This window comes from uncultured Roseovarius sp. (assembly GCF_947259555.1).
Lineage (GTDB): Bacteria > Pseudomonadota > Alphaproteobacteria > Rhodobacterales > Rhodobacteraceae > Roseovarius.
Genome location: NZ_CAMYMD010000067.1, coordinates 18,012 through 36,632, shown reverse-complemented (window position 1 = coordinate 36,632; position 18,621 = coordinate 18,012). Strand labels below are relative to the sequence as shown.

At 63.0% G+C, this 18,621-nt stretch carries 21 protein-coding genes and 1 tRNA gene; 7 read left to right on the top strand and 15 right to left on the bottom strand.

From position 1 onward, the window contains the following. Positions 1-13: 13 nt before the first annotated feature. The 3 genes from Q0X85_RS11515 to Q0X85_RS11505 all read right to left on the bottom strand — a co-directional run bounded on the left by Q0X85_RS11515 (position 14) and on the right by Q0X85_RS11505 (position 2,767). Positions 14-940, bottom strand: coding sequence for a co-chaperone YbbN (locus Q0X85_RS11515; protein WP_297772134.1), 927 nt, complete (start codon positions 938-940; stop codon positions 14-16). 55 nt (positions 941-995) lie between these two features. After that, entirely contained in the window at positions 996-1,784 is a 789-nt protein-coding gene (locus tag Q0X85_RS11510) for an exodeoxyribonuclease III (protein ID WP_297772133.1), read from the bottom strand. Between the two features lie 296 nt (positions 1,785-2,080). Continuing rightward, on the bottom strand, positions 2,081-2,767 hold the full coding sequence (locus tag Q0X85_RS11505; RefSeq protein WP_297772132.1) for a response regulator transcription factor: 687 nt from the start codon (positions 2,765-2,767) through the stop codon (positions 2,081-2,083). A 156-nt stretch (positions 2,768-2,923) separates the two neighbouring features. On the opposite strand from Q0X85_RS11505, the gene ribA reads away from it, so the two are divergent. Then, positions 2,924-4,015 (top strand): GTP cyclohydrolase II, encoded by a 1,092-nt coding sequence (gene ribA / locus Q0X85_RS11500; RefSeq protein ID WP_297772131.1) that lies wholly within the window; start codon positions 2,924-2,926, stop codon positions 4,013-4,015. Between the two features lie 14 nt (positions 4,016-4,029). Here ribA and yidD read toward each other — a convergent pair whose 3' ends face one another. The 3 genes from yidD to rpmH are packed head-to-tail and all read right to left on the bottom strand — an operon-like array spanning position 4,030 to position 4,826. Then, positions 4,030-4,263 (bottom strand): membrane protein insertion efficiency factor YidD, encoded by a 234-nt coding sequence (yidD, locus tag Q0X85_RS11495; RefSeq protein ID WP_297772130.1) that lies wholly within the window; start codon positions 4,261-4,263, stop codon positions 4,030-4,032. Further along, a complete protein-coding gene (gene rnpA / locus Q0X85_RS11490) occupies positions 4,260-4,670 on the bottom strand; it encodes a ribonuclease P protein component (RefSeq protein ID WP_297772129.1) in 411 nt (136 codons plus the stop codon). Before rnpA ends, yidD begins: the two co-directional genes overlap by 4 nt. Before the next feature lie 21 nt (positions 4,671-4,691). Beyond that, positions 4,692-4,826 (bottom strand): 50S ribosomal protein L34, encoded by a 135-nt coding sequence (gene rpmH / locus Q0X85_RS11485; RefSeq protein WP_012177012.1) that lies wholly within the window; start codon positions 4,824-4,826, stop codon positions 4,692-4,694. Between the two features lie 296 nt (positions 4,827-5,122). Between rpmH and Q0X85_RS11480 the strand changes: the two genes are divergently transcribed. From Q0X85_RS11480 to Q0X85_RS11465, 4 genes are all read left to right on the top strand, one after another. After that, positions 5,123-5,854, top strand: coding sequence for a VTT domain-containing protein (locus Q0X85_RS11480; RefSeq protein WP_297772128.1), 732 nt, complete (start codon positions 5,123-5,125; stop codon positions 5,852-5,854). A gap of 2 nt (positions 5,855-5,856) precedes the next feature. Continuing rightward, positions 5,857-7,275 carry an FAD-dependent oxidoreductase gene (locus tag Q0X85_RS11475; protein ID WP_297772127.1) on the top strand — a complete coding sequence of 473 codons (1,419 nt, stop codon included), beginning with the start codon at positions 5,857-5,859 and terminating at the stop codon, positions 7,273-7,275. 26 nt (positions 7,276-7,301) lie between these two features. Then, positions 7,302-8,693: a HAMP domain-containing sensor histidine kinase gene (locus tag Q0X85_RS11470; RefSeq protein ID WP_297772126.1), complete on the top strand. Its 1,392-nt coding sequence runs from the start codon at positions 7,302-7,304 to the stop codon at positions 8,691-8,693. A 56-nt stretch (positions 8,694-8,749) separates the two neighbouring features. After that, positions 8,750-8,826 (top strand) — tRNA-Arg (locus Q0X85_RS11465). A 120-nt stretch (positions 8,827-8,946) separates the two neighbouring features. Here Q0X85_RS11465 and Q0X85_RS11460 read toward each other — a convergent pair. From Q0X85_RS11460 to Q0X85_RS11450, 3 genes are read right to left on the bottom strand one after another with little or no spacing between them, the layout of a single operon-like run. Further along, entirely contained in the window at positions 8,947-9,960 is a 1,014-nt protein-coding gene (locus tag Q0X85_RS11460) for a TIGR01620 family protein (RefSeq protein ID WP_297772125.1), read from the bottom strand. Next, on the bottom strand, positions 9,957-10,400 hold the full coding sequence (locus tag Q0X85_RS11455) for a GNAT family N-acetyltransferase (protein ID WP_297772124.1): 444 nt from the start codon (positions 10,398-10,400) through the stop codon (positions 9,957-9,959). The genes Q0X85_RS11460 and Q0X85_RS11455 overlap by 4 nt, the downstream gene beginning before the upstream one ends. After that, a complete protein-coding gene (locus tag Q0X85_RS11450) occupies positions 10,400-11,812 on the bottom strand; it encodes a YcjX family protein (RefSeq protein WP_297772123.1) in 1,413 nt (470 codons plus the stop codon). Before Q0X85_RS11450 ends, Q0X85_RS11455 begins: the two co-directional genes overlap by 1 nt. 193 nt (positions 11,813-12,005) lie before the next feature. On the opposite strand from Q0X85_RS11450, the gene Q0X85_RS11445 reads away from it, so the two are divergent. Next, a complete protein-coding gene (locus Q0X85_RS11445) occupies positions 12,006-12,626 on the top strand; it encodes a thiamine phosphate synthase (protein WP_297772122.1) in 621 nt (206 codons plus the stop codon). A 25-nt stretch (positions 12,627-12,651) separates the two neighbouring features. Here Q0X85_RS11445 and Q0X85_RS11440 read toward each other — a convergent pair whose 3' ends face one another. From Q0X85_RS11440 to Q0X85_RS11430, 3 genes are all read right to left on the bottom strand, one after another. Further along, positions 12,652-13,485, bottom strand: a complete 834-nt coding sequence (locus Q0X85_RS11440) for a lysophospholipid acyltransferase family protein (protein ID WP_297772121.1) — start codon at positions 13,483-13,485, stop codon at positions 12,652-12,654. Then, positions 13,482-14,249, bottom strand: coding sequence for a GNAT family N-acyltransferase (locus Q0X85_RS11435; RefSeq protein ID WP_297772120.1), 768 nt, complete (start codon positions 14,247-14,249; stop codon positions 13,482-13,484). The genes Q0X85_RS11440 and Q0X85_RS11435 overlap by 4 nt, the downstream gene beginning before the upstream one ends. Before the next feature lie 108 nt (positions 14,250-14,357). Further along, positions 14,358-14,540, bottom strand: a complete 183-nt coding sequence (locus Q0X85_RS11430) for a DUF3553 domain-containing protein (protein ID WP_297772119.1) — start codon at positions 14,538-14,540, stop codon at positions 14,358-14,360. Positions 14,541-14,569: 29 nt separating this feature from the next. Between Q0X85_RS11430 and Q0X85_RS11425 the strand changes: the two genes are divergently transcribed. Further along, positions 14,570-15,172 carry a histidine phosphotransferase family protein gene (locus tag Q0X85_RS11425; RefSeq protein WP_297772118.1) on the top strand — a complete coding sequence of 201 codons (603 nt, stop codon included), beginning with the start codon at positions 14,570-14,572 and terminating at the stop codon, positions 15,170-15,172. On the opposite strand, the gene Q0X85_RS11420 is transcribed toward Q0X85_RS11425, so the two are convergent. Genes Q0X85_RS11420 through obgE form a run of 3 tightly spaced genes read right to left on the bottom strand, consistent with a single transcriptional unit; the run spans position 15,169 to position 18,590 of the window. After that, positions 15,169-16,434 (bottom strand): glutamate-5-semialdehyde dehydrogenase, encoded by a 1,266-nt coding sequence (locus Q0X85_RS11420; RefSeq protein ID WP_297772117.1) that lies wholly within the window; start codon positions 16,432-16,434, stop codon positions 15,169-15,171. The genes Q0X85_RS11425 and Q0X85_RS11420 overlap by 4 nt on opposite strands. A gap of 24 nt (positions 16,435-16,458) precedes the next feature. Beyond that, positions 16,459-17,565: a glutamate 5-kinase gene (gene proB / locus Q0X85_RS11415; RefSeq protein WP_297772116.1), complete on the bottom strand. Its 1,107-nt coding sequence runs from the start codon at positions 17,563-17,565 to the stop codon at positions 16,459-16,461. Then, entirely contained in the window at positions 17,553-18,590 is a 1,038-nt protein-coding gene (obgE, locus tag Q0X85_RS11410; protein WP_297772115.1) for a GTPase ObgE, read from the bottom strand. The genes proB and obgE overlap by 13 nt, the downstream gene beginning before the upstream one ends. Positions 18,591-18,621 lie beyond the last annotated feature (31 nt).

Genomic DNA, 18,621 nt, shown 5'->3' with positions numbered 1-18,621 from the left:
CCCGACACGCGGCTCAGGCAAATATCATCGAACTAAGTTTGCGCCGCCCGCTCAGCAGCACCGGATCGTTCGGCTTGAGCGCCTCGAAAATCGTGAAAAGCTGCGCCTTGGCGGCCCCGTCATTCCACTCGCGATCCCGGCGGAACAACTCCAGCAACTCGTCCACCGCCTCCTGCGCGTGGCCGCTGGCATAAAGCGCCTGCGCCAGATCGAACCGCGCCTGATGATTGTCCGGATCGGCCTCCACGGCGGCGCGCAAATCACCAACGGGCCCTGCGTTTTCAGCTTGCCGCGCTAGTGCAAGCTGCGCATGCGCAGCTTCGATTTCCGGCGCCTTGCTAATCTCCGCCGGAGCCCCGTTCAGAATCGCCTCGGCCTGATCGAGATCACCCGCCGCGATCTGCGCGCGCGCCATGCCGGCAAAGGCGCGGGCGTTCTGCCCGTCCTCTTGCAGGATCGCGGCATAGGTCTGCGCGGCATCCGTCACCGCCCCCTGATCCAGCATCTCGTCGGCGGCATCGAGCGCCTCGTCCAGACCACCACCTTCGCCCTCGGCCGCGCCGCCCGAGGCCTCGACCACGCGGGCAACAAAGGCGTCGATCTCCGAGGGCGGCAACGCCCCTTGAAAGCCGTCAATCGGCTGGCCTTGCCAGAACGCATAGACCGTCGGCAGAGATTGCACCCGCAACTGACCCGCGATCATCTGGTTCTCATCGACATTGACCTTGGCCATCTTGACGGCCCCGCCAGCCTTGCTCACCGCCGCCTCTAGCGCCGGACCAAGCGTCTTGCACGGGCCGCACCACGGCGCCCAGAAGTCCACGATCACCGGCACGCTCTGCGACGCCTCGACGACCTCGGCCATAAAAGTGGCCTCCGAGACATCCTTGACCAGTTCGCCTGCCGCAGGTTTGTTCTGTCCTTGACCCAATTCAAGCATTGTCACTATCCTTCATCCTTGTGTTGGCCCCTATATGAGGGGCTGAGGCGCGGATTCAAAGGTCGAATTGCGCGAAAACCGGCGCGTGATCCGACGGTTTTTCCCAGCCGCGCGCCTCGCGCAGGATACGGCTGCCATGGGCGGCGGCGCGGATGTCGCCACTCGCCCAGACATGATCCAGCCTGCGGCCCTTGTCGGCGGCGTCCCAGTCTCGCGCGCGGTACGACCACCAGCTGTATAGCTGGCCCTCGGGAATGTCGGCCCGGGTCACGTCATGCCAGCCGCCCGCCTCCATCGCGTTGCCCAGATGCTCGACCTCGACCGGCGTGTGGCTGACGATCTTCAACAGCTGCTTGTGCGACCAGACGTCATCCTCGCGTGGAGCGATATTGAGATCGCCCACCAGGATCGCCTTTTCCGGGCGGCTGTCGCGAAACCAGTCGCGCATCCCGGTCAGGTAATCCAGCTTCTGGCCAAATTTCTCGTTCTTCTCGCGGTCGGGCACGTCGCCGCCCGCAGGCACATAGAAATTATGGATGGTGACCCCGTTCTCCAGCCGCCCCGCCACGTGGCGGGCATGACCCAATGAGGCGAAATCCATGTCGCCCGCATCCTCGATCGGCAGTTTCGACAGGATCGCCACGCCGTTATAGCCCTTCTGCCCGCGCGCAACCATGTGGCTGTAGCCAAGCGCCTGAAACTGCTCCAACGGGATCTTGTCCACCGGACTCTTGCACTCCTGAAGGCACAGGATGTCGGGCCTCTCCTCCTCCATCAGCCGCGCCACAAGCCCCTCGCGCAGGCGGACCGAATTGATGTTCCATGTGGCGAGGGTAAAGGCCATGCGTGCTCTCCTGTCTGCGTTCTCGCAGACCCTAAAGCGAGGCGCGCCGCGTTTCCAGCCGCGATTGCGCGGCGCCGCGGTTTCTTCTGGCCATAAATATCCCCGGGGGAGTCGCCGCCCCGCGGCGACGGGGGCCGCGCCCCCAAAATCCCGAGCCCGGACAGAAAAAAGCCCCGGCGCGAAGCCGGGGCCAGTCCAACAGGGAGGTTCGTGTATTAACCGTACACAATAGTATAATAGCAGATTAATCCTGATCCGCAGATACGACTTTGATACAGGTCAACAAACCGTGGCCATTACACCACAAGGCGATATCCACCCGATTCGGTTACCAGAAGGCGAGCGTTGCCCGGATCGGGCTCGATCTTCTGCCGCAATCGGTAAATATGCGTCTCCAGCGTATGCGTTGTCACCCCCGCATTATAGCCCCAGACCTCGTGCAATAGAACGTCACGCGGTACCACACCCTCTGTAGAGCGATAAAGATACTTCAGAATATTCGCCTCTTTTTCGGTCAGCCGCACCTTGCGCTCATCTTCGGTGATGAGCATCTTCATGGCTGGCTTGAACGTATAGGGCCCAAGCTGAAATACCGCATCTTCCGATTGTTCATGCTGACGTAATTGAGCGCGGATACGCGCCAGAAGCACCGGGAATTTGAACGGCTTGGTGATATAATCGTTGGCTCCCGCATCTAGCCCGAGGATCGTGTCGGCGTCGCCGTCATGGCCTGTCAGCATCACAATGGGCGCCTTGACCCCCTGCTTGCGCATCAGACGACACAGTTCGCGCCCGTCCGTATCCGGCAAACCCACATCAAGGATCACAAGATCGTAGATCATGTCCTTGATCTTGCCCATCGCAGAGGTGCCGTTCGACGCCTCGAACACATCGAAATCCTCTGTCACGACAAGCTGCTCACCCAATGCCTCGCGCAGATCATCATCGTCATCCACGAGAAGAATTTTCTTGACTTGTGCCATTGTGGTTTTCCTTCCTTTGCCGGAACATGCGCCACCGGATCGCTTGCGGCAAGATGTGCAACACGACTTTCACGCCCACGTGTTGCTGCGAGAGCGTTTCTTTTCATTCGTTACAAAAAGCTCTAGATATAGCGCATCTCACGAAATGGTATCCGCATGACACTTGCCCCCGATATAACAGAACTCACCGCGCGCGCCCGGTCCGATCTGCGAATGGGCGTGCCAGTCGTACTCTCCGGATCAAGGGGGGCCGCACTTGTCATGGCCGCCGAAACACTCGATGCACAACGGCTCGCGGATCTGCGTGCACTCGGGCACAGCCCTGTCCTGGCAATCACCGCGCGGCGGGCTGCGACACTCAAGGCGCGCGCCTATGACGGAGACCTTGCACGGGTCGTACTCCCACCGGACGTGTCGCTGGGCTGGATTCTGGCAGTGGCAGATCCGTCAGACGATCTCAAGACACCCATGAAAGGGCCGCTCACGTCCGAACGCGAAGGAGCTGCGGATCTGCACAGGCTGGCTCTTTCACTGGTCAAATCCGCCCGGCTTCTGCCCGCCGCGCTTGTTCTGACATTGCCTGACGGCGTGGAATTTGCGCGGCGCAACGGACTGACCCAGCTCGACGCGCGCGACGTCGCCCCCGAGCTTGAACAGTCCAGCGCACTGCACCCCGTGGTCAGTGCCCGACTGCCTCTCGAAGTGTCCGAGGCCGGGCGGCTGCATATCTTCCGGCCCGAAAATGGCGGAGAGGAACATTATGCAATAGAGATCGGGCAACCAGACCGTCACGCGCCGGTTCTTGCAAGACTGCATTCAGCCTGTTTCACCGGTGATCTGATGGGTAGCCTGAAATGCGATTGCGGCCCGCAATTGCGCGGTGCACTCGCCCAGATGGGGGCTGAGGGCACCGGCGTCCTGCTGTATCTCAACCAGGAGGGGCGCGGCATCGGCCTTGCCAACAAGATGCGCGCCTACTCCCTTCAGGATCAGGGGTTCGACACGGTCGAGGCCAATCACCGCCTTGGCTTTGAGGATGACGAACGGGATTTCCGCATCGGCGCCCGCATTCTCACGCTGATGGGGTTTTCTGCGGTGCGGCTATTGACCAACAATCCAGCCAAGATCGCGATGATGGAACAAAATGATATCGAGGTGGTCGAGCGCGTTCCCTTGAAGCTGGGCGAGAATATTCACAACCACGCCTATCTTGCCACAAAGGCCGCCAAATCCGGTCACCTGCTCTGAGGAAAACGGGGGGCTCACTCGTCCTTTCTGTCGGGAACCGGGTCATACCCGCATCGCCCCCAAGGATTGCAGCGCGCGATGCGTTTGAGCGCGAGCCACCCGCCCCGGACAGCACCATGACGCTCCAACGCGTCCAGTGCATATTGGCTGCATGTCGGCTGATACCGGCAATGCCAGCCAACCCAAGGGCTCAGAATCATGCGATAGCCCTTGATGGGCAAGGCCATGAACCGCGCCAGCGGGCTCACGCCCTGCCCCGCAGCTTCTTCAACGCGTGTATGAGATCTTCCCGCAACGCCCCGTAGTCCCGGGCTGCGGTCTCAACCGGACGACCGATCAGCACATAGTCCCAGCCGGGTTGCCCGTGGATGTGCAAGACCTCGCGCGCCACGGCGCGCAGACGGCGCTTGGCCCGGTTGCGCGCGACCGCGTTGCCGACCTTCTTGGAGCAGGTAAAGCCCACGCGGATCGAAGGGTCATCATCTCGCCGGTCGCGCCCCTGCACCATCATCGCGGGCGTGCCCTGCCGGCGCGCGCGGGCCGCGGCAAGAAAGTCGGCGCGTTTGCGCAGCACCTTTAATCCACCATGCGCGCATGACGAAACCGCCGGGGGCGTGTTCCCTGGCTTGCGGTCAGGGGCCTCCGGCGGTGTCATGATCGTCACAATGTGCTGCGCTTACGCGCTCAGCGACTTGCGGCCACGCGCACGACGTGCGTTCAGGATCTTGCGGCCGGCCTTTGTGGCCATGCGCGCGCGAAACCCGTGGCGGCGTTTGCGAACCAGGTTCGAGGGTTGAAAGGTGCGTTTCATCGCTCCGTCTCCGACTTTGGGGTCACGCCGCAATCGGAATCGCGCACGGCCCTGATGTATCCGAAGCCCGCTCTATAGTAGCGGTCCGCAGCCAAGTCAAACCCCTGCAACGCGTATCTGCAACAAAATCCTGCGGGATCTGTGCGATGATGTTACAAGCGATGCGAAATATCCGCGCAAAGAGGTCCCGGTCATCACCCCCGTTCACCCCCACGTGAGGCCACTGGTAGAGCGGCAAGCGACTGTGCAAGTAGAAGACAACGCAGTCAAACCCGAGCAGGATCATGGATAGCAGCATGCAGCATTCGACCGAGCAGAAATCCGGAGGCTGGGCGCGACACGCGCCGCTTGCCATCATTCTCACCGTGGCCGTCATCGGCTATTTCACCCTGCGCGACTACATCACCTTCGACACGCTGCGCGACAACCGCGAGGCGCTGCTGGCCTTTCGCGACGCCAATTTCGGGCTGATGATGCTGAGTTTCATCGCGATCTATTTCGTGATCGTGGCGTTTTCGCTGCCCGGCGCGGCGGTGGCCTCGGTCACAGGCGGGTTTCTCTTCGGCCTCGTGTCGGGCACAGCGTTCAACGTGCTCGCCGCCTCGCTCGGGGCCTTCGCGATCTTTCTGGCCGCCCGTTGGGGTCTGGGGCAGACGCTCGCCGCCCGCATCGAGACCTCCGAGGGCACACTCAAGCGGCTCAAGGCCGGGCTGCACGACAACGAGATCAGCGTTCTGTTCCTGATGCGCCTCGTGCCCGCCGTGCCGTTTTTTGTGGCCAATCTCCTGCCCGCGCTGGTGGGCGTGCGGTTCGTCAATTTCGCGATCACCACCGTGCTGGGGATCATCCCCGGAGCCATTGTCTTCACCTGGATCGGCGTTGGCCTGGGTGAGGTGTTCGACCGTGGCGACAGTCCCGACCTGTCGCTCCTGTGGGAGCCGCAGATCATCGGGCCGATCCTGGGCTTGTGCGCGCTCGCAGCACTCCCCATCCTGATCAAGAGCATTCGTGGCAAGAAGGACATTTGAGCATGCAAGAGATTAAGACGGATCTGCTGGTCATCGGCGCCGGCTCCGGCGGGCTGTCCGTCGCGGCGGGCGCGGTGCAGATGGGGGCGAGCGTGGTCTTGCTCGAAGGGCACAAGATGGGCGGCGATTGCCTGAATTACGGCTGTGTGCCCTCCAAGGCGCTGATCGCCAGCGGCAAGGCGGCCTATGCGCAATCGCATGCCGCGCCATACGGCGTGGCGAATGTGACCCCGGATGTGGATTACGCCGCCGCCAAGGATCATGTGGCCGGTGTCATTGCCCAGATCGAGCCGGTGGACAGCCAGGAACGGTTCGAGGGGCTCGGCGTGCGGGTGATCCGCGACTACGGCGCATTCATCTCGCCCAAGCAAGTGAAGGCAGGCGATCACCTGATCACCGCGCGCCGGGTGATCATCGCCACCGGCTCGTCGCCCTTCGTGCCGCCCATTCCGGGGCTCGACACGGTGCCCTATGAGACCAACGAAACGATCTTTGAGCTGCGCGAAAAGCCCGGTCACCTGCTGATCATCGGCGGCGGCCCGATCGGCATGGAAATGGCACAGGCGCATCGGCGGTTGGGTTGCGACGTGACGGTGATCGAGGGGGCCAAGGTGCTGGGTCAGGATGACCCGGAACTGGCACAGGTCGTGATCGACCGGTTCAAGGCCGAGGGAATCGGCATCGAAGAAAGCGCCATGGCCTCGGAAATTCGCGGCAAGGCGGGCGCGATCGAGGTCGAGGCCAAGGACGGGCGCGTCTTCAAGGGCACGCATCTGCTGATGGCCGTAGGTCGCCGCGCCAACACCGACAGCCTCAATCTCGACGCCGCCGGGATCGAGACCACGAAACGCGGCATCAAGGTCGACGCCTCGATGCGCACCACCAACCGTCGGGTCTACGCCATCGGCGACGTGGCGGGCGGGCTGCAATTCACCCATATGGCGGGCTATCACGCCGGGCTGATCATCCGGCAGGCATTGCTTGGCCTGCCCGCCAGGGAACGTACCGATCACGTGCCTTGGGCCACCTATACCGACCCCGAGATCGCGCATGTCGGCCTCACCGAAGAGGCCGCGCGCAAGGAACATGGCGGCAATCTCGACGTGGTGCGCTTTCCCTACACCCATAACGACCGCGCCATTGCCGAGCGCAAGACCGACGGGCTGATCAAGGTGATGGTGGTGCGCGGGCGGCCCGTGGGGGCGTCGATTGCCGGCGCGCAGGCGGGCGAGCTGATCAACCTCTGGGCCTTCATCCTCGCCAACGGGTTCAAGATGAAGCACGTCGCCAACATGGTGGCGCCCTATCCCACCTTGGGTGAGATCAACAAGCGCGTCGCCGGGGCCTATTTCTCGCCAAAGCTGTTCGACAGCCCTACGGTGAAACGTGTCGTCGGCTTCGTTCAGCGCTGGTTGCCCTGAGCGCTGCGGACCAAAGGAGGAAACGCTTGCTCAATACGCTTTCCGGACGGCTACTGATCCTCACGGCCATCTTCGTGATGCTGGCCGAAGTGCTTATTTTCGTTCCCTCCATCGCCCGCTTTCGAGAGGATTTTCTTCTAACGCGTCTGGAGCGGGCGCAGATCGCGTCGCTCGTGCTGCTGGCCGATGAAGAGGTGAACCCCGACCTGCAAGAGGAGCTATTGCGCAACGCGGGCGTGTTCAACGTGGTCCTGCGCCGTGACGAGGCGCGCCAACTTGTGCTGTCCTCGCCGGTCCCGCAACCGGTGTCCAAAACCTATGATTTGCGCGACGTGCCCGCCTTTACCCTCATTCGCGACGCGATGATGCGGCTTGCCACCCCCGATTCGCAGGTTATCCGCGTGATCGGCCAGCCCGTCCGCATGGGCGGCCTGCTCATCGAGATCACATTGCAAACCGGAGAGCTTCGTGCCGCGATGATCGACTACGGCCTGCGCATTCTGTGGCTGTCACTGGTCATTTCGGTATTTACCGCCGTCTTGCTCTTTTGGGTGGTTCAATGCTTTCTTGTGCGCCCCATCCGTCGGGTGGTGGGCAATATGCAAGCCTATGCCGATGCCCCCGAGGATGCCCGGCGGGTCATTACCCCCTCTTCCGGTATCCTTGAACTGCGAGAGGCGGAAGAAACGCTACAATCCCTGCAAACCCAACTTACAGGCTCGCTCAAGCAAAAAGAGCACTTGGCGCAATTGGGCGGCGCAGTCGCCAAGGTCAGTCATGATCTGCGCAATATCCTTACCTCGGCGCAACTCTTTACGGACCGGATCGAAACCAGTGAAGACCCTACCGTAAGACGCCTCGCACCCAAGCTGGTCAACTCGCTGACCCGTGCGGTGCACCTGTGCGAAGCGACGCTTGCCTACGGCCGCGCCGAAGAGCCCGGCCCGACCCTGTCACGCCTGCGCCTCGCAGAGCTTGTCTCGGACGTTGTCGAAAGCGAGCGGCTCGCTGCGGGGGATGCCGACGTCAGCTTTGCCGAAGATGTGCCGGGTGACTTGATGCTGCGCGCGGATTCCGAACAGCTTTATCGCGTCATCGGCAATCTGGTGCGCAACGCCCGTCAGGCAATCGTCAACAGCGGCGCACCCGGCGAGATCGACGTGATCGCGGATGAAGATGCTGACGCATGGATCATTCGCGTTGCCGACACTGGGCCCGGCCTGCCCCCCAAAGCACGCGAGCACCTCTTCAAGCCCTTTCAGGGCGGCGTCACAAAGGGCGGCACCGGCCTTGGCCTGACCATCGCGGCAGAGCTGGTACGGGGTCACGGCGGCTCGCTCTTGCTCGAGCACACTGACGAGACCGGCACCATGTTTTGCATCACTCTGCCCAAAGGAAATTTGGGCGAACCGGTCTGATTTCTGCCAAAACGCCCTTGCAATGCTCTGCGCCAGAGTCTAGATGCTGGCCTCACGGACCGATAGCTCAGCTGGATAGAGTACTTGACTACGAATCAAGGGGTCGGGGGTTCGAATCCTCCTCGGTCCGCCACTTACCCCCTTGATCCAGTTGACACTTTCCCGATCGTCTTGAATCGCACCTGCTGCGTCTTTCACTCTACGGACGCGGGTAAAGAGACAGGCAATCTTGCAGCCGGGGAGCAGGTCTCACTTAACCTTGAGCAAAAAGCCCCGTCAGCGCGCGCCGAACCACCCCTGTGACAGACGGCCGTTGGCCGCGGACATAGGGCAGCGGCCGACAAACCTCTATCGCGGCCACACCGACCCGCGCGGTCAGAGCGCCATTCACGATACCTTCGCCAAAACGCCGCGACAGCTTGGACAGGACACTGCCACCTGCGACGCTGCTGATCATGTCATCTCCCACCGCGACGGCCCCCGTGGCCAGCAAATGCGTCATGACCGCGCGTGCAAGCCGCCAACTGCCAAGAACACCCGCGCGTCCGCCGTAGATCTCGGCAACGGCACGTATCATCCGCAGGTTGGCCAGTGCCGCACCGATTACATCGGCCAACGCCAGAGGCACAAGCGCGGTCACCATGGCGACTTGCCGTGCGGCCAATTCCACCTCTCGCACCGCCAACGCGTCGAGGGGCGTCAGCACCTCTGCCTCTGCCAGACCTAACAAACCCTCCGTATCGAATTGCTCGACCTCTCGGGCCGACAAACGCTCCAGCCCCCACCGCGCCTCGGGGCGCGCCTCATAGAGGGCGCGCAGCTTGCTCACGACGGCGCGTGCGGCGCCCAGATCCTCGCCGCTGCGCGCCGCTGTTGCCTCGCGGCGCAAGGCATCGAGCCGCCCAAGCCTTGCAAACCCCGCGACTTCACGAAGGCCAATGACCAACGCAACGATCACCAACCCCGCTCCCATTGCCGCGACAACATATCCCAGCATCGGCATGCGTGCGATGAGCCCCATGGCGAAATCCCAGGTCGCCACCGACACAGCCACGCTGACCAGACCCAGAGCAAGCCCCCAAAACAGCCGTCCCAACCGCGACGGCGCGCGCCCCTGACCCGCGCCCCGCGCGATCACCGTCTGCATCGCCCCGCCCTCGGGGGCGTCGGCCATGTCCGGTATCGGCGGCGCGCGATCGGGGCCCTCATCCACGGCCTCATCCATCTCGATCAGCACCGGCCCTTTCGCCTTGCCCTCGCCACTCATGCGCGCTCTCCTTCGCTGCGCCAGATCATCAAAATATCCGGGAGCCCCTCGTCATTGCCCAAGCCCTTGCTGCGCGCGGTCTCGACAAAGCCTTGCCGCTCATAAAACGTCCGCGCAGCCGCATTCGCCTCCAGTACCCATAGCCGCAACGCATCGGTCTCAGCCTTGGCTTCCGTCAACAGCGCATGGCCCAGGCCCCGCCCGCGGTGCGCAGGACGTACATAAAGCGCGTGCAGCACGTCGCCGTCCCGCACGATGAACCCTGCCACACACCCGCGCTCGCGTATCACACGCACCCAACCCCAGCGGATCACGCGGGATAGGGCACGCAGATCATCTCTACGGCTGCGCACCAGGGGTAACCAAGGTGTCGCGCGGGTAAAACTCCACAGGATCACCGCCAGACTAGGCAAATGCCACAACTGTGCGCGCGCGGTCATCACACCCTGTCCCCGATCAGGAATTGCGCGGCCCGGTCAAGCCGGATATGCGGCGGCCCCTCGCCGGGGCGCAGGCTCAGGGGCGCGGGCGCAAATCGCATAACGCGATAGTCACGCCCGAGCCATTCGGTAGCCCCTGCCCTCGCCGGCGACAAAAGCTGTCCCGGATCCTCGGGCAACTCGCCCGCATGAAATGCTGCCTGACGACCAGTCTCCAACAGCTGCCCACGCACGCAATCCAGCATCTCGCCTTCATGGCGCACCTGCTCTTCGACAGTGGCGCGCAATGCGGCCAGTGCCATGGACTGAGTCGTTGCCCCGGCAAATTCCGCCCGGTCCCGTGCGTCGCGCAAGAGTGCGGCCATGATGCCTGTCAATCGCCCGTGTTGCGCATGGTGCAAGTGATCCGCCTTGGTCGCGGCGAACAGAATGCGCTCCACCCGTTTTCCGAGCAACAGCTGCGTCAGGAATGCATTGCGCCCGGGTCGAAACGTAGAGAGGATCTCGGCCATCGCGCGGCGCATGTCTTCCACGGCCTGTGGCCCCTTGTGGATCGCGTCCAACGCGTCAACCAGCACCACCTGCCGGTCAATCCGCGCAAAGTGATCCCGAAAGAACGGGCGCACGACTTCACGCTTGTAGGCCTCATAGCGCCGCGCCATCTCGGCGCGCAGGCTGCCACGGCCCGCCGCGCCTGCGCGCAGTGGTGCAAAGGTCACAACCGGAGAACCGGCCAGATCGCCGGGCAGAAGGAACCGCCCCGGCGTGCAATCGTAAAACCCGGCCTTTCGCGCCGCGTGCAGATACGCGGTAAAGCTTTCGGCCAGCCCTTGCGCCGCAGGTTCTTGCAGCGCGGCGGCACCATCAACCTGCGCCTCTTGCCCAAGATATGCCTCTGCCTCTGCCCGGCCCGCGATCCGGTCCAGAACCTCGCCCGACCATTGGTCATAGCTCTTGTCGAGAAGCGCCAGATCCAGCAACCACTCGCCGGGATAATCGACGATATCGAGATGCACCACGCGCGGCCCGGTCATCCCGGCCAGCAGCCCGGCAGGTCGCACCCGGAGCGACAGCCGCAATTCCGAAACCGCGCGCGTACTTTCGGGCCAATGTGGCGCCGGTCCCGTCAACGCCGCCAAATGCGACTCGTAGTCGAACCGCGGCAAGGTCACATCGGGCTGAGGCTGGAGATATGCCGCCAAGATCCGGCCCTCGGCCTCGGCCAAAAGGCCGGGCATCCGGGCGCGATCCAGCAGGTTGGCGACAAGGGAGGTGATGAATACCGTCTTGCCCGCCCGCGCAAGCCCGGTGACCCCGACCCGGATCACCGGCTCGAAAAACGCCTCGCCCACGCGTCCGCCCAACCCCTCGATGCCGCGCACCAAGTCATCTGCCATGCCTGCTATCGCCAAGACCTGCCCCTTTGCCCGCTTTCCCCCAAGATAGAGAGCCGCTCACAGGCTTTCTAGGGGCCAATTATGCCTCAGCCGCCCCGACGGCGGGCCGATTATCAGGATCTTTCAAGCAAGCAAAAGACCGCGCTTAGGCGATGGTAAAACCATGTCTTCCGCGTTATATGGGCAAAATCAATCAGGAGAGCCCAAAATGGCCGAGACAGAGCAGCCACAGATATATCTCGTCACCCCACCTGATTTCGAACTCAGCACGTTTCCAGACGCTCTGGCGCGTGTGCTCGACAGCCATGACGTCGGGTGCATCCGTCTTGCCCTCACGACCCGCGACGAGGATCGGATCGCGCGCGCCGCCGACGCCTGCCGCGAGGTGGCGCATGCCCGCGACGTGGCCCTCGTGATCGACAGCCACCTGATGCTCGTCGAACGGTTGGGGCTCGATGGCGTGCATTTGCCCGACGCCGCCCGCTCGGTGCGAGCCGCGCGCAAGGAACTGGGCGAAGATGCCATTGTCGGCTGCTTCTGCGGCACATCGCGCCATGATGGCATGACAGCAGGCGAGGCTGGCGCCGACTACGTCTCGTTCGGACCCGTTGGCGCGACCGCGCTTGACGATGGCAACCGCGCCGGGACTGACCTTTTTGACTGGTGGTCAAAGATGATCGAGTTGCCGGTCGTGGCAGAGGGTGCGCTAACCGTCGAGCTGGTTGCGCAACTCACGCCCGTGACGGACTTTTTCGCTTTCGGCGAGGAGATCTGGCAAGCGGATGATCCGGCGGCGGCGCTTGCCCGTCTTGTCGCCGCGATGCGCTGAGGTTGTCCGGGTCCGCAAGCGGCGCTCACTGCCCCTGACACGTTTCGGGCATACCCGTCCTTACCCGGCTCTCAGCCCAGGCCGCAAGCGTCTTTCTGTTTCCGAATTCCTCAACCTTTGCAGGGGAATGGTAGACAATCCTGACACGTCCCTGTCGCCGCACGGCCAAGACCCGTAGCAAGTGAGAGCCAAAATCCATATCGCCCCACCAGCCGTAAAACCTCGGATCTTGATCAGGTGGTGCGACGTAAACGACCGATACGGGTTGTACTTGAATATCGTGCTTAAGATGTTCGCTGAAGAACGCCTGAAAAAGCGTTGATTTAAAAGAAAGAACTCTCATTCCATCCGTTGAGCTGCCTTCCGGAAAAAACAGCAGTTTATGCCCTGCCAAAAGACGCGCTTCAAAGACATCAGTCTGCGTCCTCGCCTGTTTTGGGTCTCGCGCGATGAAAACCGTCCCGGTCAACCGCGCCAACGCCCCGATGCCGGGCCAACCCGCGACCTCTGACTTGGAGACGAAATACACGCGCTTGCACGCGTTCAGCGCAAAAATATCCAGCCACGACACGTGGTTCGAGACGACAGCACCCGCCGAGGTCATGGGCGTTCCGATCACCTCACGGCGCAACCCGAGGATGCGGAAAAAGGCCCGACAGACCGCTTGAGTGACATACGGTGTCCATGGTCTGTTCAACCCGTACAGCGGCTGTTCCACAAGCCGCAACACGAGGCTCGCAACGGCCCCGATGAGGATCAGCGCAAAAATCGCGCTGCCCCGCAGAGCAATGCGAAGCCACCCACAGGGCGAGATGTGGAATTCGGGCGGATCAGCCTCTGATCTCCACGTGAAGTTCAAACGCCAACCCCTTGTTGATAAATTATTTTTTGCTTTTCCGTCAGGCGGTCCATGTCGACAATGAGACAAATGTCCGTCGTATTGAATTGATGGTCCACAAAGGCCCCGTCGCCGACATACCCGCCAAGCCGAAGATAGGCCTTTATCAGGGCCGGTACTTGTTTCATGGCCGCGCGGTGATCCAGATCGTCATTCGAAACCAGGTCCATTCGTTGAAAATGCTCGGCACGCGCCCGAACACGGAGCGCCTCTGGCGCCAAGTGACGCGCATGCAGCAAGCTGAGTGGTTCGGAGAGAAGGGCAACATCCGTACCGTGAAAACTGGCGACCCCAAAAAGGATTTCAATCCTGTGATCGGTCACATAGCGCCCCAGACCACTCCATAGGTGGTACATGCCCGGCCCCCCGCGATAGGTTTTGGCCAGGCACGATCGCCCAAGCTCCATCAACCGCCGACCACTGGATTTGAGCGCCGCGAGGTCATATTCATCCTCGGAGTAAAACTGACCGATACGGGCCGCTTGGTCGTCACGTAGCAGCCTGTAAACCCCTACCACACAATCATTTTTAGACTGATCCAGAAGCAGGAGATGATCGAAGAACGGATCGAACCTGTCGCACTCCAGCCGCGCCTGATGATCAACAAGCGGTCCATCGCCACCCAACTCTTCCACAAAGACCTCGTAACGCAATCGTTGTGCTGCGCGTAACTCTTTGTCTGTTTCCGCCAGCTTCACTCGAAAGGTAGGTGGGCTATGGGTCATTGGCCTCGTCTCCGCACTCTCGCGCGGTTGTAGGCAAGCCTGATACAAAGTGCAACGCTGGGGGACGCGACGAAGCCTTGGCAGATCTTTAGAATTTGATAACCTAGATCATGGATCAAGTACGGGGACGAGTTCAACACGTCCGCCGTCGATGACAACCTTGCCCTCTTCGCGAAAGTTGACCGTGATGCGCCCGCCGATATTAGACTGCACCTGCCCGACACCCCAATCCGGGCGCTCGGGATGTTCAACCAGCATCCCCGGCTCGAGGAATGAATTCATGTCCGTCATCTTTCCCCCTGACGCGGAGGCCCGACCCGATGTCACAGGATGATACCGCAATCGCCACGCTCGTAGGCTCTCGCATATGTCACGATCTGGCAAGCCCCATTGGTGCAATCGCCAATGGTCTCGAACTCCTCGCGCTCTCCTCGTCGGGGAGAAGCCCGGAACTCGCCCTTGTCGAGGACAGCCTGCGCGGCGCAAGGGCCGCGCTCGACATCTCCCGCCTTGCCTTTGGCTACGCGAGTGGCGCCGAAAATGTCAGCGCCGAGGGGCTGAATGCCGTCTTGTCCGCGTATTATGCGGGCAAACCGCGCCTCACCCTTGATTGCCGTCTGTCTGGCAGCCTCGCGCGCGCCCACGCGCGGGTCATCACGCTTGCCTGTCTCGGCATTGAAACGGTCCTGCCGCGCGGTGGGGGGCTGAGCATTTCAGGCACCCCAGAGGCGACCACGATCACGGCAACGTCTGAGCATCTCGTCGCGGACACCGCACTTTGGGAAGGTCTCCAACGCGACGCGCCCCTGCCCGCTGACGATCCACGTCACGTTCAGTTTCACATGCTGCGCCACTGCCTGGCCGCGCGGGGCATGGTCCTAGAGCATCGCGTTACGGCGAATGCCTTTACCATCACCTTCTAGGCTCGCGTCGCGCCATCGCCCTCGACCAGATACTTGAAACTCGTAAGTTGCGCCGCGCCCACCGGTCCGCGCGCGTGCATCTTGCCGGTGGCGATGCCGATCTCCGCCCCCATCCCGAACTCGCCGCCATCGGCGAATTGCGTCGAGGCGTTGCGCATCAGGATTGCGCTGTCGAGCCGGGCAAAGAACGCCCCTGCCGCCGCGTCATCCTCGGTCACGATGCAATCGGTGTGGCTGGAGCCATAGCGCCGGATATGGGCAATCGCGCCGTCGATGTCGTCCACCACCTTCGCCGCGATGATACTGTCCAGGTATTCGCAGCCCCAATCCTCGGGGCTTGCGGGCACGGTGCCGTCGATGCCCGAGAGCGCCTCGTCGGCGCGCACCTCGACGCCCGCGTCGATCAGCGCCCGGATCACCCCCTGCCCGAGGGTCTCCACCAGATCGCGGTGGATCAGCAGGCATTCCGCCGCGCCGCAAATCCCCGTCCGCCGTGTCTTGGCATTGAGCACCACGCGCAGCGCTTTTTCCGGGTCAGCCGCCGCATCGAGATAGATATGCACAATCCCTTCGAGATGGGCAAAGACCGGGACCCGCGCCTCGCGCTGCACAAGACCGACCAGCCCCTTGCCGCCACGCGGCACGATCACATCAATCGTGTCGGTCATGGTCAGCATCTCCTGCACCGCGGCACGATCCCGGGTCGGCACGCGCTGAATCGCGTCCTCGGGCAAACCGGCGGCGCGCAGCCCCTCGACCAGACAAGCATGGATCGCGCCCGAAGAATGAAAGCTCTCGGAGCCGCCGCGCAAGATCACCGCATTGCCGGATTTCAGGCACAGCGCACCGGCATCCGCCGTCACGTTGGGGCGGCTCTCGTAGATCACGCCGATCACACCGAGGGGCGTGCGCACGCGGCGGATGTGAATGCCCGAAGGCTGATCCCATTCCGCCAGAACCTCGCCCACCGGGTCCTCCTGTGCCGCGACGGCGCGCAGCCCTTCGACCATGGCCGTGATGCGGGCCTCATCGAGCGCCAGCCGGTCCATCATTGCCGCTGACAACCCCTTGTCGCGGCCAAGCGCCAGATCCTCGGCATTGGCGGTCAGGATCGACTCGCGCCCCTGCCAGACCGCATCGGCGGCAGCCTCCAGAGCGCGGCGCTTGGTGGCGGGATCGGCCACGGCCAGCTCAGCGGCGGCGGCGCGCGCCCGCGCGCCGATCTCGGCCATCAGCGCGGCAATATCGGTCTGGTCTTTCATGGTCTCGCCCCCTGCAAACACGTCTCAGATTGCCATATCGTCGCGGTGGATCAAAGGCCCGCGCGCCGGATAGCCCAGCACATCCTCGATCTGGTCCGAACGCAGATGCTTGATCCGGTCGGCATCGCCCGCGTCATAGCGGGTCAGCCCTTGCCCCAGAACACGGCCCGTCTCATCGGCGACCTCTACCGGATCGCCCCGACCAAAGACACCTGAGACCTGCACGACCCCGGCGGGCAACAGACTGCTGCCCTTGGCCAGCGCACCCGCCGCCCCAGCATCGACGGTAAACCGCCCCTTGGGCTTCATCGCCGCGATCCAGGCCTTGCGCTTTTGCTGCGGATCGCCCTGCGCCAGGAACCACGTCGCCGCCGCACCCTCTTCCAGCGCGCGCACCGGGTGCAGCACGCCGCCTTGGGTGATCGCCATGTCGCAGCCCCCCGCCGTGGCGGTCTTGGCGGCCATCAGCTTGGTCTTCATCCCGCCCTTGCTCAGCCCCGACCCGGCATCGCCCGCCATCGCCTCGATCGCCGGAGTGATCGCCTCGATCACGTCGAACCGGCGGGCGTCCGCGTCCTGCATCGGGTTGGCGGAATAGAACCCGTCGACATCCGACAACAGGATCAGCTGATCCGCCCCCGCCGTCACTGCCACCTGCGCCGCCATCCGGTCATTGTCGCCATAGCGGATCTCGTCCGTCGCGACGGTGTCATTCTCGTTGACGATCGGCACCGCCCCAAGGCGCAACAACTGCTCCAGCGTGGCGCGGGAATTGAGATAGCGGCGGCGGTCGGCGCTGTCTTCCAGTGTCACCAGCACCTGCGCCGAGGTCAGCCCATGGCGGGCGAGCGCGGCGTCATAGGCGCCGGCAAGGCGGATTTGCCCCACGGCAGCGGCGGCCTGGCTTTGCTCCAGGCTCAGGTCGGTCGCAGGCAGGCCCAGCACCCCGCGCCCGAGCGCGATGGAGCCCGACGACACAAGGATCACATCCGTCCCGCGCGCCCGCAGCCGCGCCACATCCTCGGCCAGTGAGGCCAGCCAATCGGCCCGCAATGCGCCGCTTGCCCGGTCCACCAAAAGGGCCGAGCCGATCTTGATCACCAGCCGTTTCGCGTCTCTTACGGTTGCCACGGCGCGTCGTCATCCTCTGCCGATCTGTGCCTTAGACGATCCGCGTCGATCCGCGCGCGCAGCGCCCGCAGCACCTCGGTCACGCCCTCGCCCGACACGCCCGACATCAGCATCACCGGCGTGCCACAGGCGGCCTCCAGCTCCTCGCGCAGGAACACGCGTTCCTCCTCGTCCATCGTGTCGATCTTGTTGAGCACGGTCAGGCGCGGCTTTTGCGCCAGCCCCTCGCCATAGGCCTCCAACTCATGGATGATGGTCTGATAATCGGCCACGAGATCGCCCGAGCTGCCATCCACCAGATGCAACAGCACCGCACAACGCTCAACATGACCAAGGAAAAGATCGCCCAGGCCCCGCCCCTCGGACGCCCCGTCGATCAGCCCGGGAATATCGGCCACGACAAATTCGACATTGTCCACGCCCACAACGCCCAGATTGGGGTGCAGCGTTGTAAACGGGTAATCCGCAATCTTGGGCCGGGCATTGGACGTGGTGGCAAGAAAGGTCGATTTGCCCGCGTTAGGCAGCCCCAACAGCCCCACATCGGCAATCAGCTTGAGCCGCAGCCAGATCGTGCGCTCGACGCCCTCCTGCCCGGGGTTGGCGCGGCGCGGGGCCCGGTTGGTCGAGGTCGTGAACCTCAGATTGCCCCAGCCGCCATTGCCACCCTTGGCGAGTTGCACCTTCTGGCCAATCTCGGTCATGTCAGCGATGACCGTTTCCTCGTCTTCGTCGAGAATCTCGGTGCCCACCGGCACCCGCAGAACGATATCATCACCGGTATGACCGGTGCGCTGACGCCCCATGCCGGGCCGACCGTTATCGGCAAAGAAATGCTGCTGATAGCGAAAATCAATCAACGTATTGAGACCGTCCACCGCCTCGGCCCAGACCGAACCGCCATGCCCGCCATCGCCACCATCCGGCCCACCATATTCGATGAACTTCTCGCGGCGAAAGCTGACACAGCCCGCACCACCCGAACCGGAGCGGATATAAACCTTTGCCAGATCGAGAAATTTCATGTGTCGTCCTTACGCAAAGGCCACGCCCCGG

What these genes read in the sequence shown, in the direction of transcription:
- Q0X85_RS11515 (WP_297772134.1), bottom strand. Translation starts at nt 940, where the DNA reads ATGCTTGAATTGGGTCAAGGACAGAACAAACCTGCGGCAGGCGAACTG.
- Q0X85_RS11510 (WP_297772133.1), bottom strand. Translation starts at nt 1,784, where the DNA reads ATGGCCTTTACCCTCGCCACATGGAACATCAATTCGGTCCGCCTGCGC.
- Q0X85_RS11505 (WP_297772132.1), bottom strand. Translation starts at nt 2,767, where the DNA reads ATGGCACAAGTCAAGAAAATTCTTCTCGTGGATGACGATGATGATCTG.
- ribA (WP_297772131.1), top strand. Translation starts at nt 2,924, where the DNA reads ATGACACTTGCCCCCGATATAACAGAACTCACCGCGCGCGCCCGGTCC.
- rnpA (WP_297772129.1), bottom strand. Translation starts at nt 4,670, where the DNA reads ATGACACCGCCGGAGGCCCCTGACCGCAAGCCAGGGAACACGCCCCCG.
- rpmH (WP_012177012.1), bottom strand. Translation starts at nt 4,826, where the DNA reads ATGAAACGCACCTTTCAACCCTCGAACCTGGTTCGCAAACGCCGCCAC.
- Q0X85_RS11480 (WP_297772128.1), top strand. Translation starts at nt 5,123, where the DNA reads ATGCAGCATTCGACCGAGCAGAAATCCGGAGGCTGGGCGCGACACGCG.
- Q0X85_RS11475 (WP_297772127.1), top strand. Translation starts at nt 5,857, where the DNA reads ATGCAAGAGATTAAGACGGATCTGCTGGTCATCGGCGCCGGCTCCGGC.
- Q0X85_RS11460 (WP_297772125.1), bottom strand. Translation starts at nt 9,960, where the DNA reads ATGAGTGGCGAGGGCAAGGCGAAAGGGCCGGTGCTGATCGAGATGGAT.
- Q0X85_RS11455 (WP_297772124.1), bottom strand. Translation starts at nt 10,400, where the DNA reads ATGACCGCGCGCGCACAGTTGTGGCATTTGCCTAGTCTGGCGGTGATC.
- Q0X85_RS11445 (WP_297772122.1), top strand. Translation starts at nt 12,006, where the DNA reads ATGGCCGAGACAGAGCAGCCACAGATATATCTCGTCACCCCACCTGAT.
- Q0X85_RS11435 (WP_297772120.1), bottom strand. Translation starts at nt 14,249, where the DNA reads ATGACCCATAGCCCACCTACCTTTCGAGTGAAGCTGGCGGAAACAGAC.
- Q0X85_RS11430 (WP_297772119.1), bottom strand. Translation starts at nt 14,540, where the DNA reads ATGACGGACATGAATTCATTCCTCGAGCCGGGGATGCTGGTTGAACAT.
- Q0X85_RS11425 (WP_297772118.1), top strand. Translation starts at nt 14,570, where the DNA reads ATGTCACAGGATGATACCGCAATCGCCACGCTCGTAGGCTCTCGCATA.
- Q0X85_RS11420 (WP_297772117.1), bottom strand. Translation starts at nt 16,434, where the DNA reads ATGAAAGACCAGACCGATATTGCCGCGCTGATGGCCGAGATCGGCGCG.
- obgE (WP_297772115.1), bottom strand. Translation starts at nt 18,590, where the DNA reads ATGAAATTTCTCGATCTGGCAAAGGTTTATATCCGCTCCGGTTCGGGT.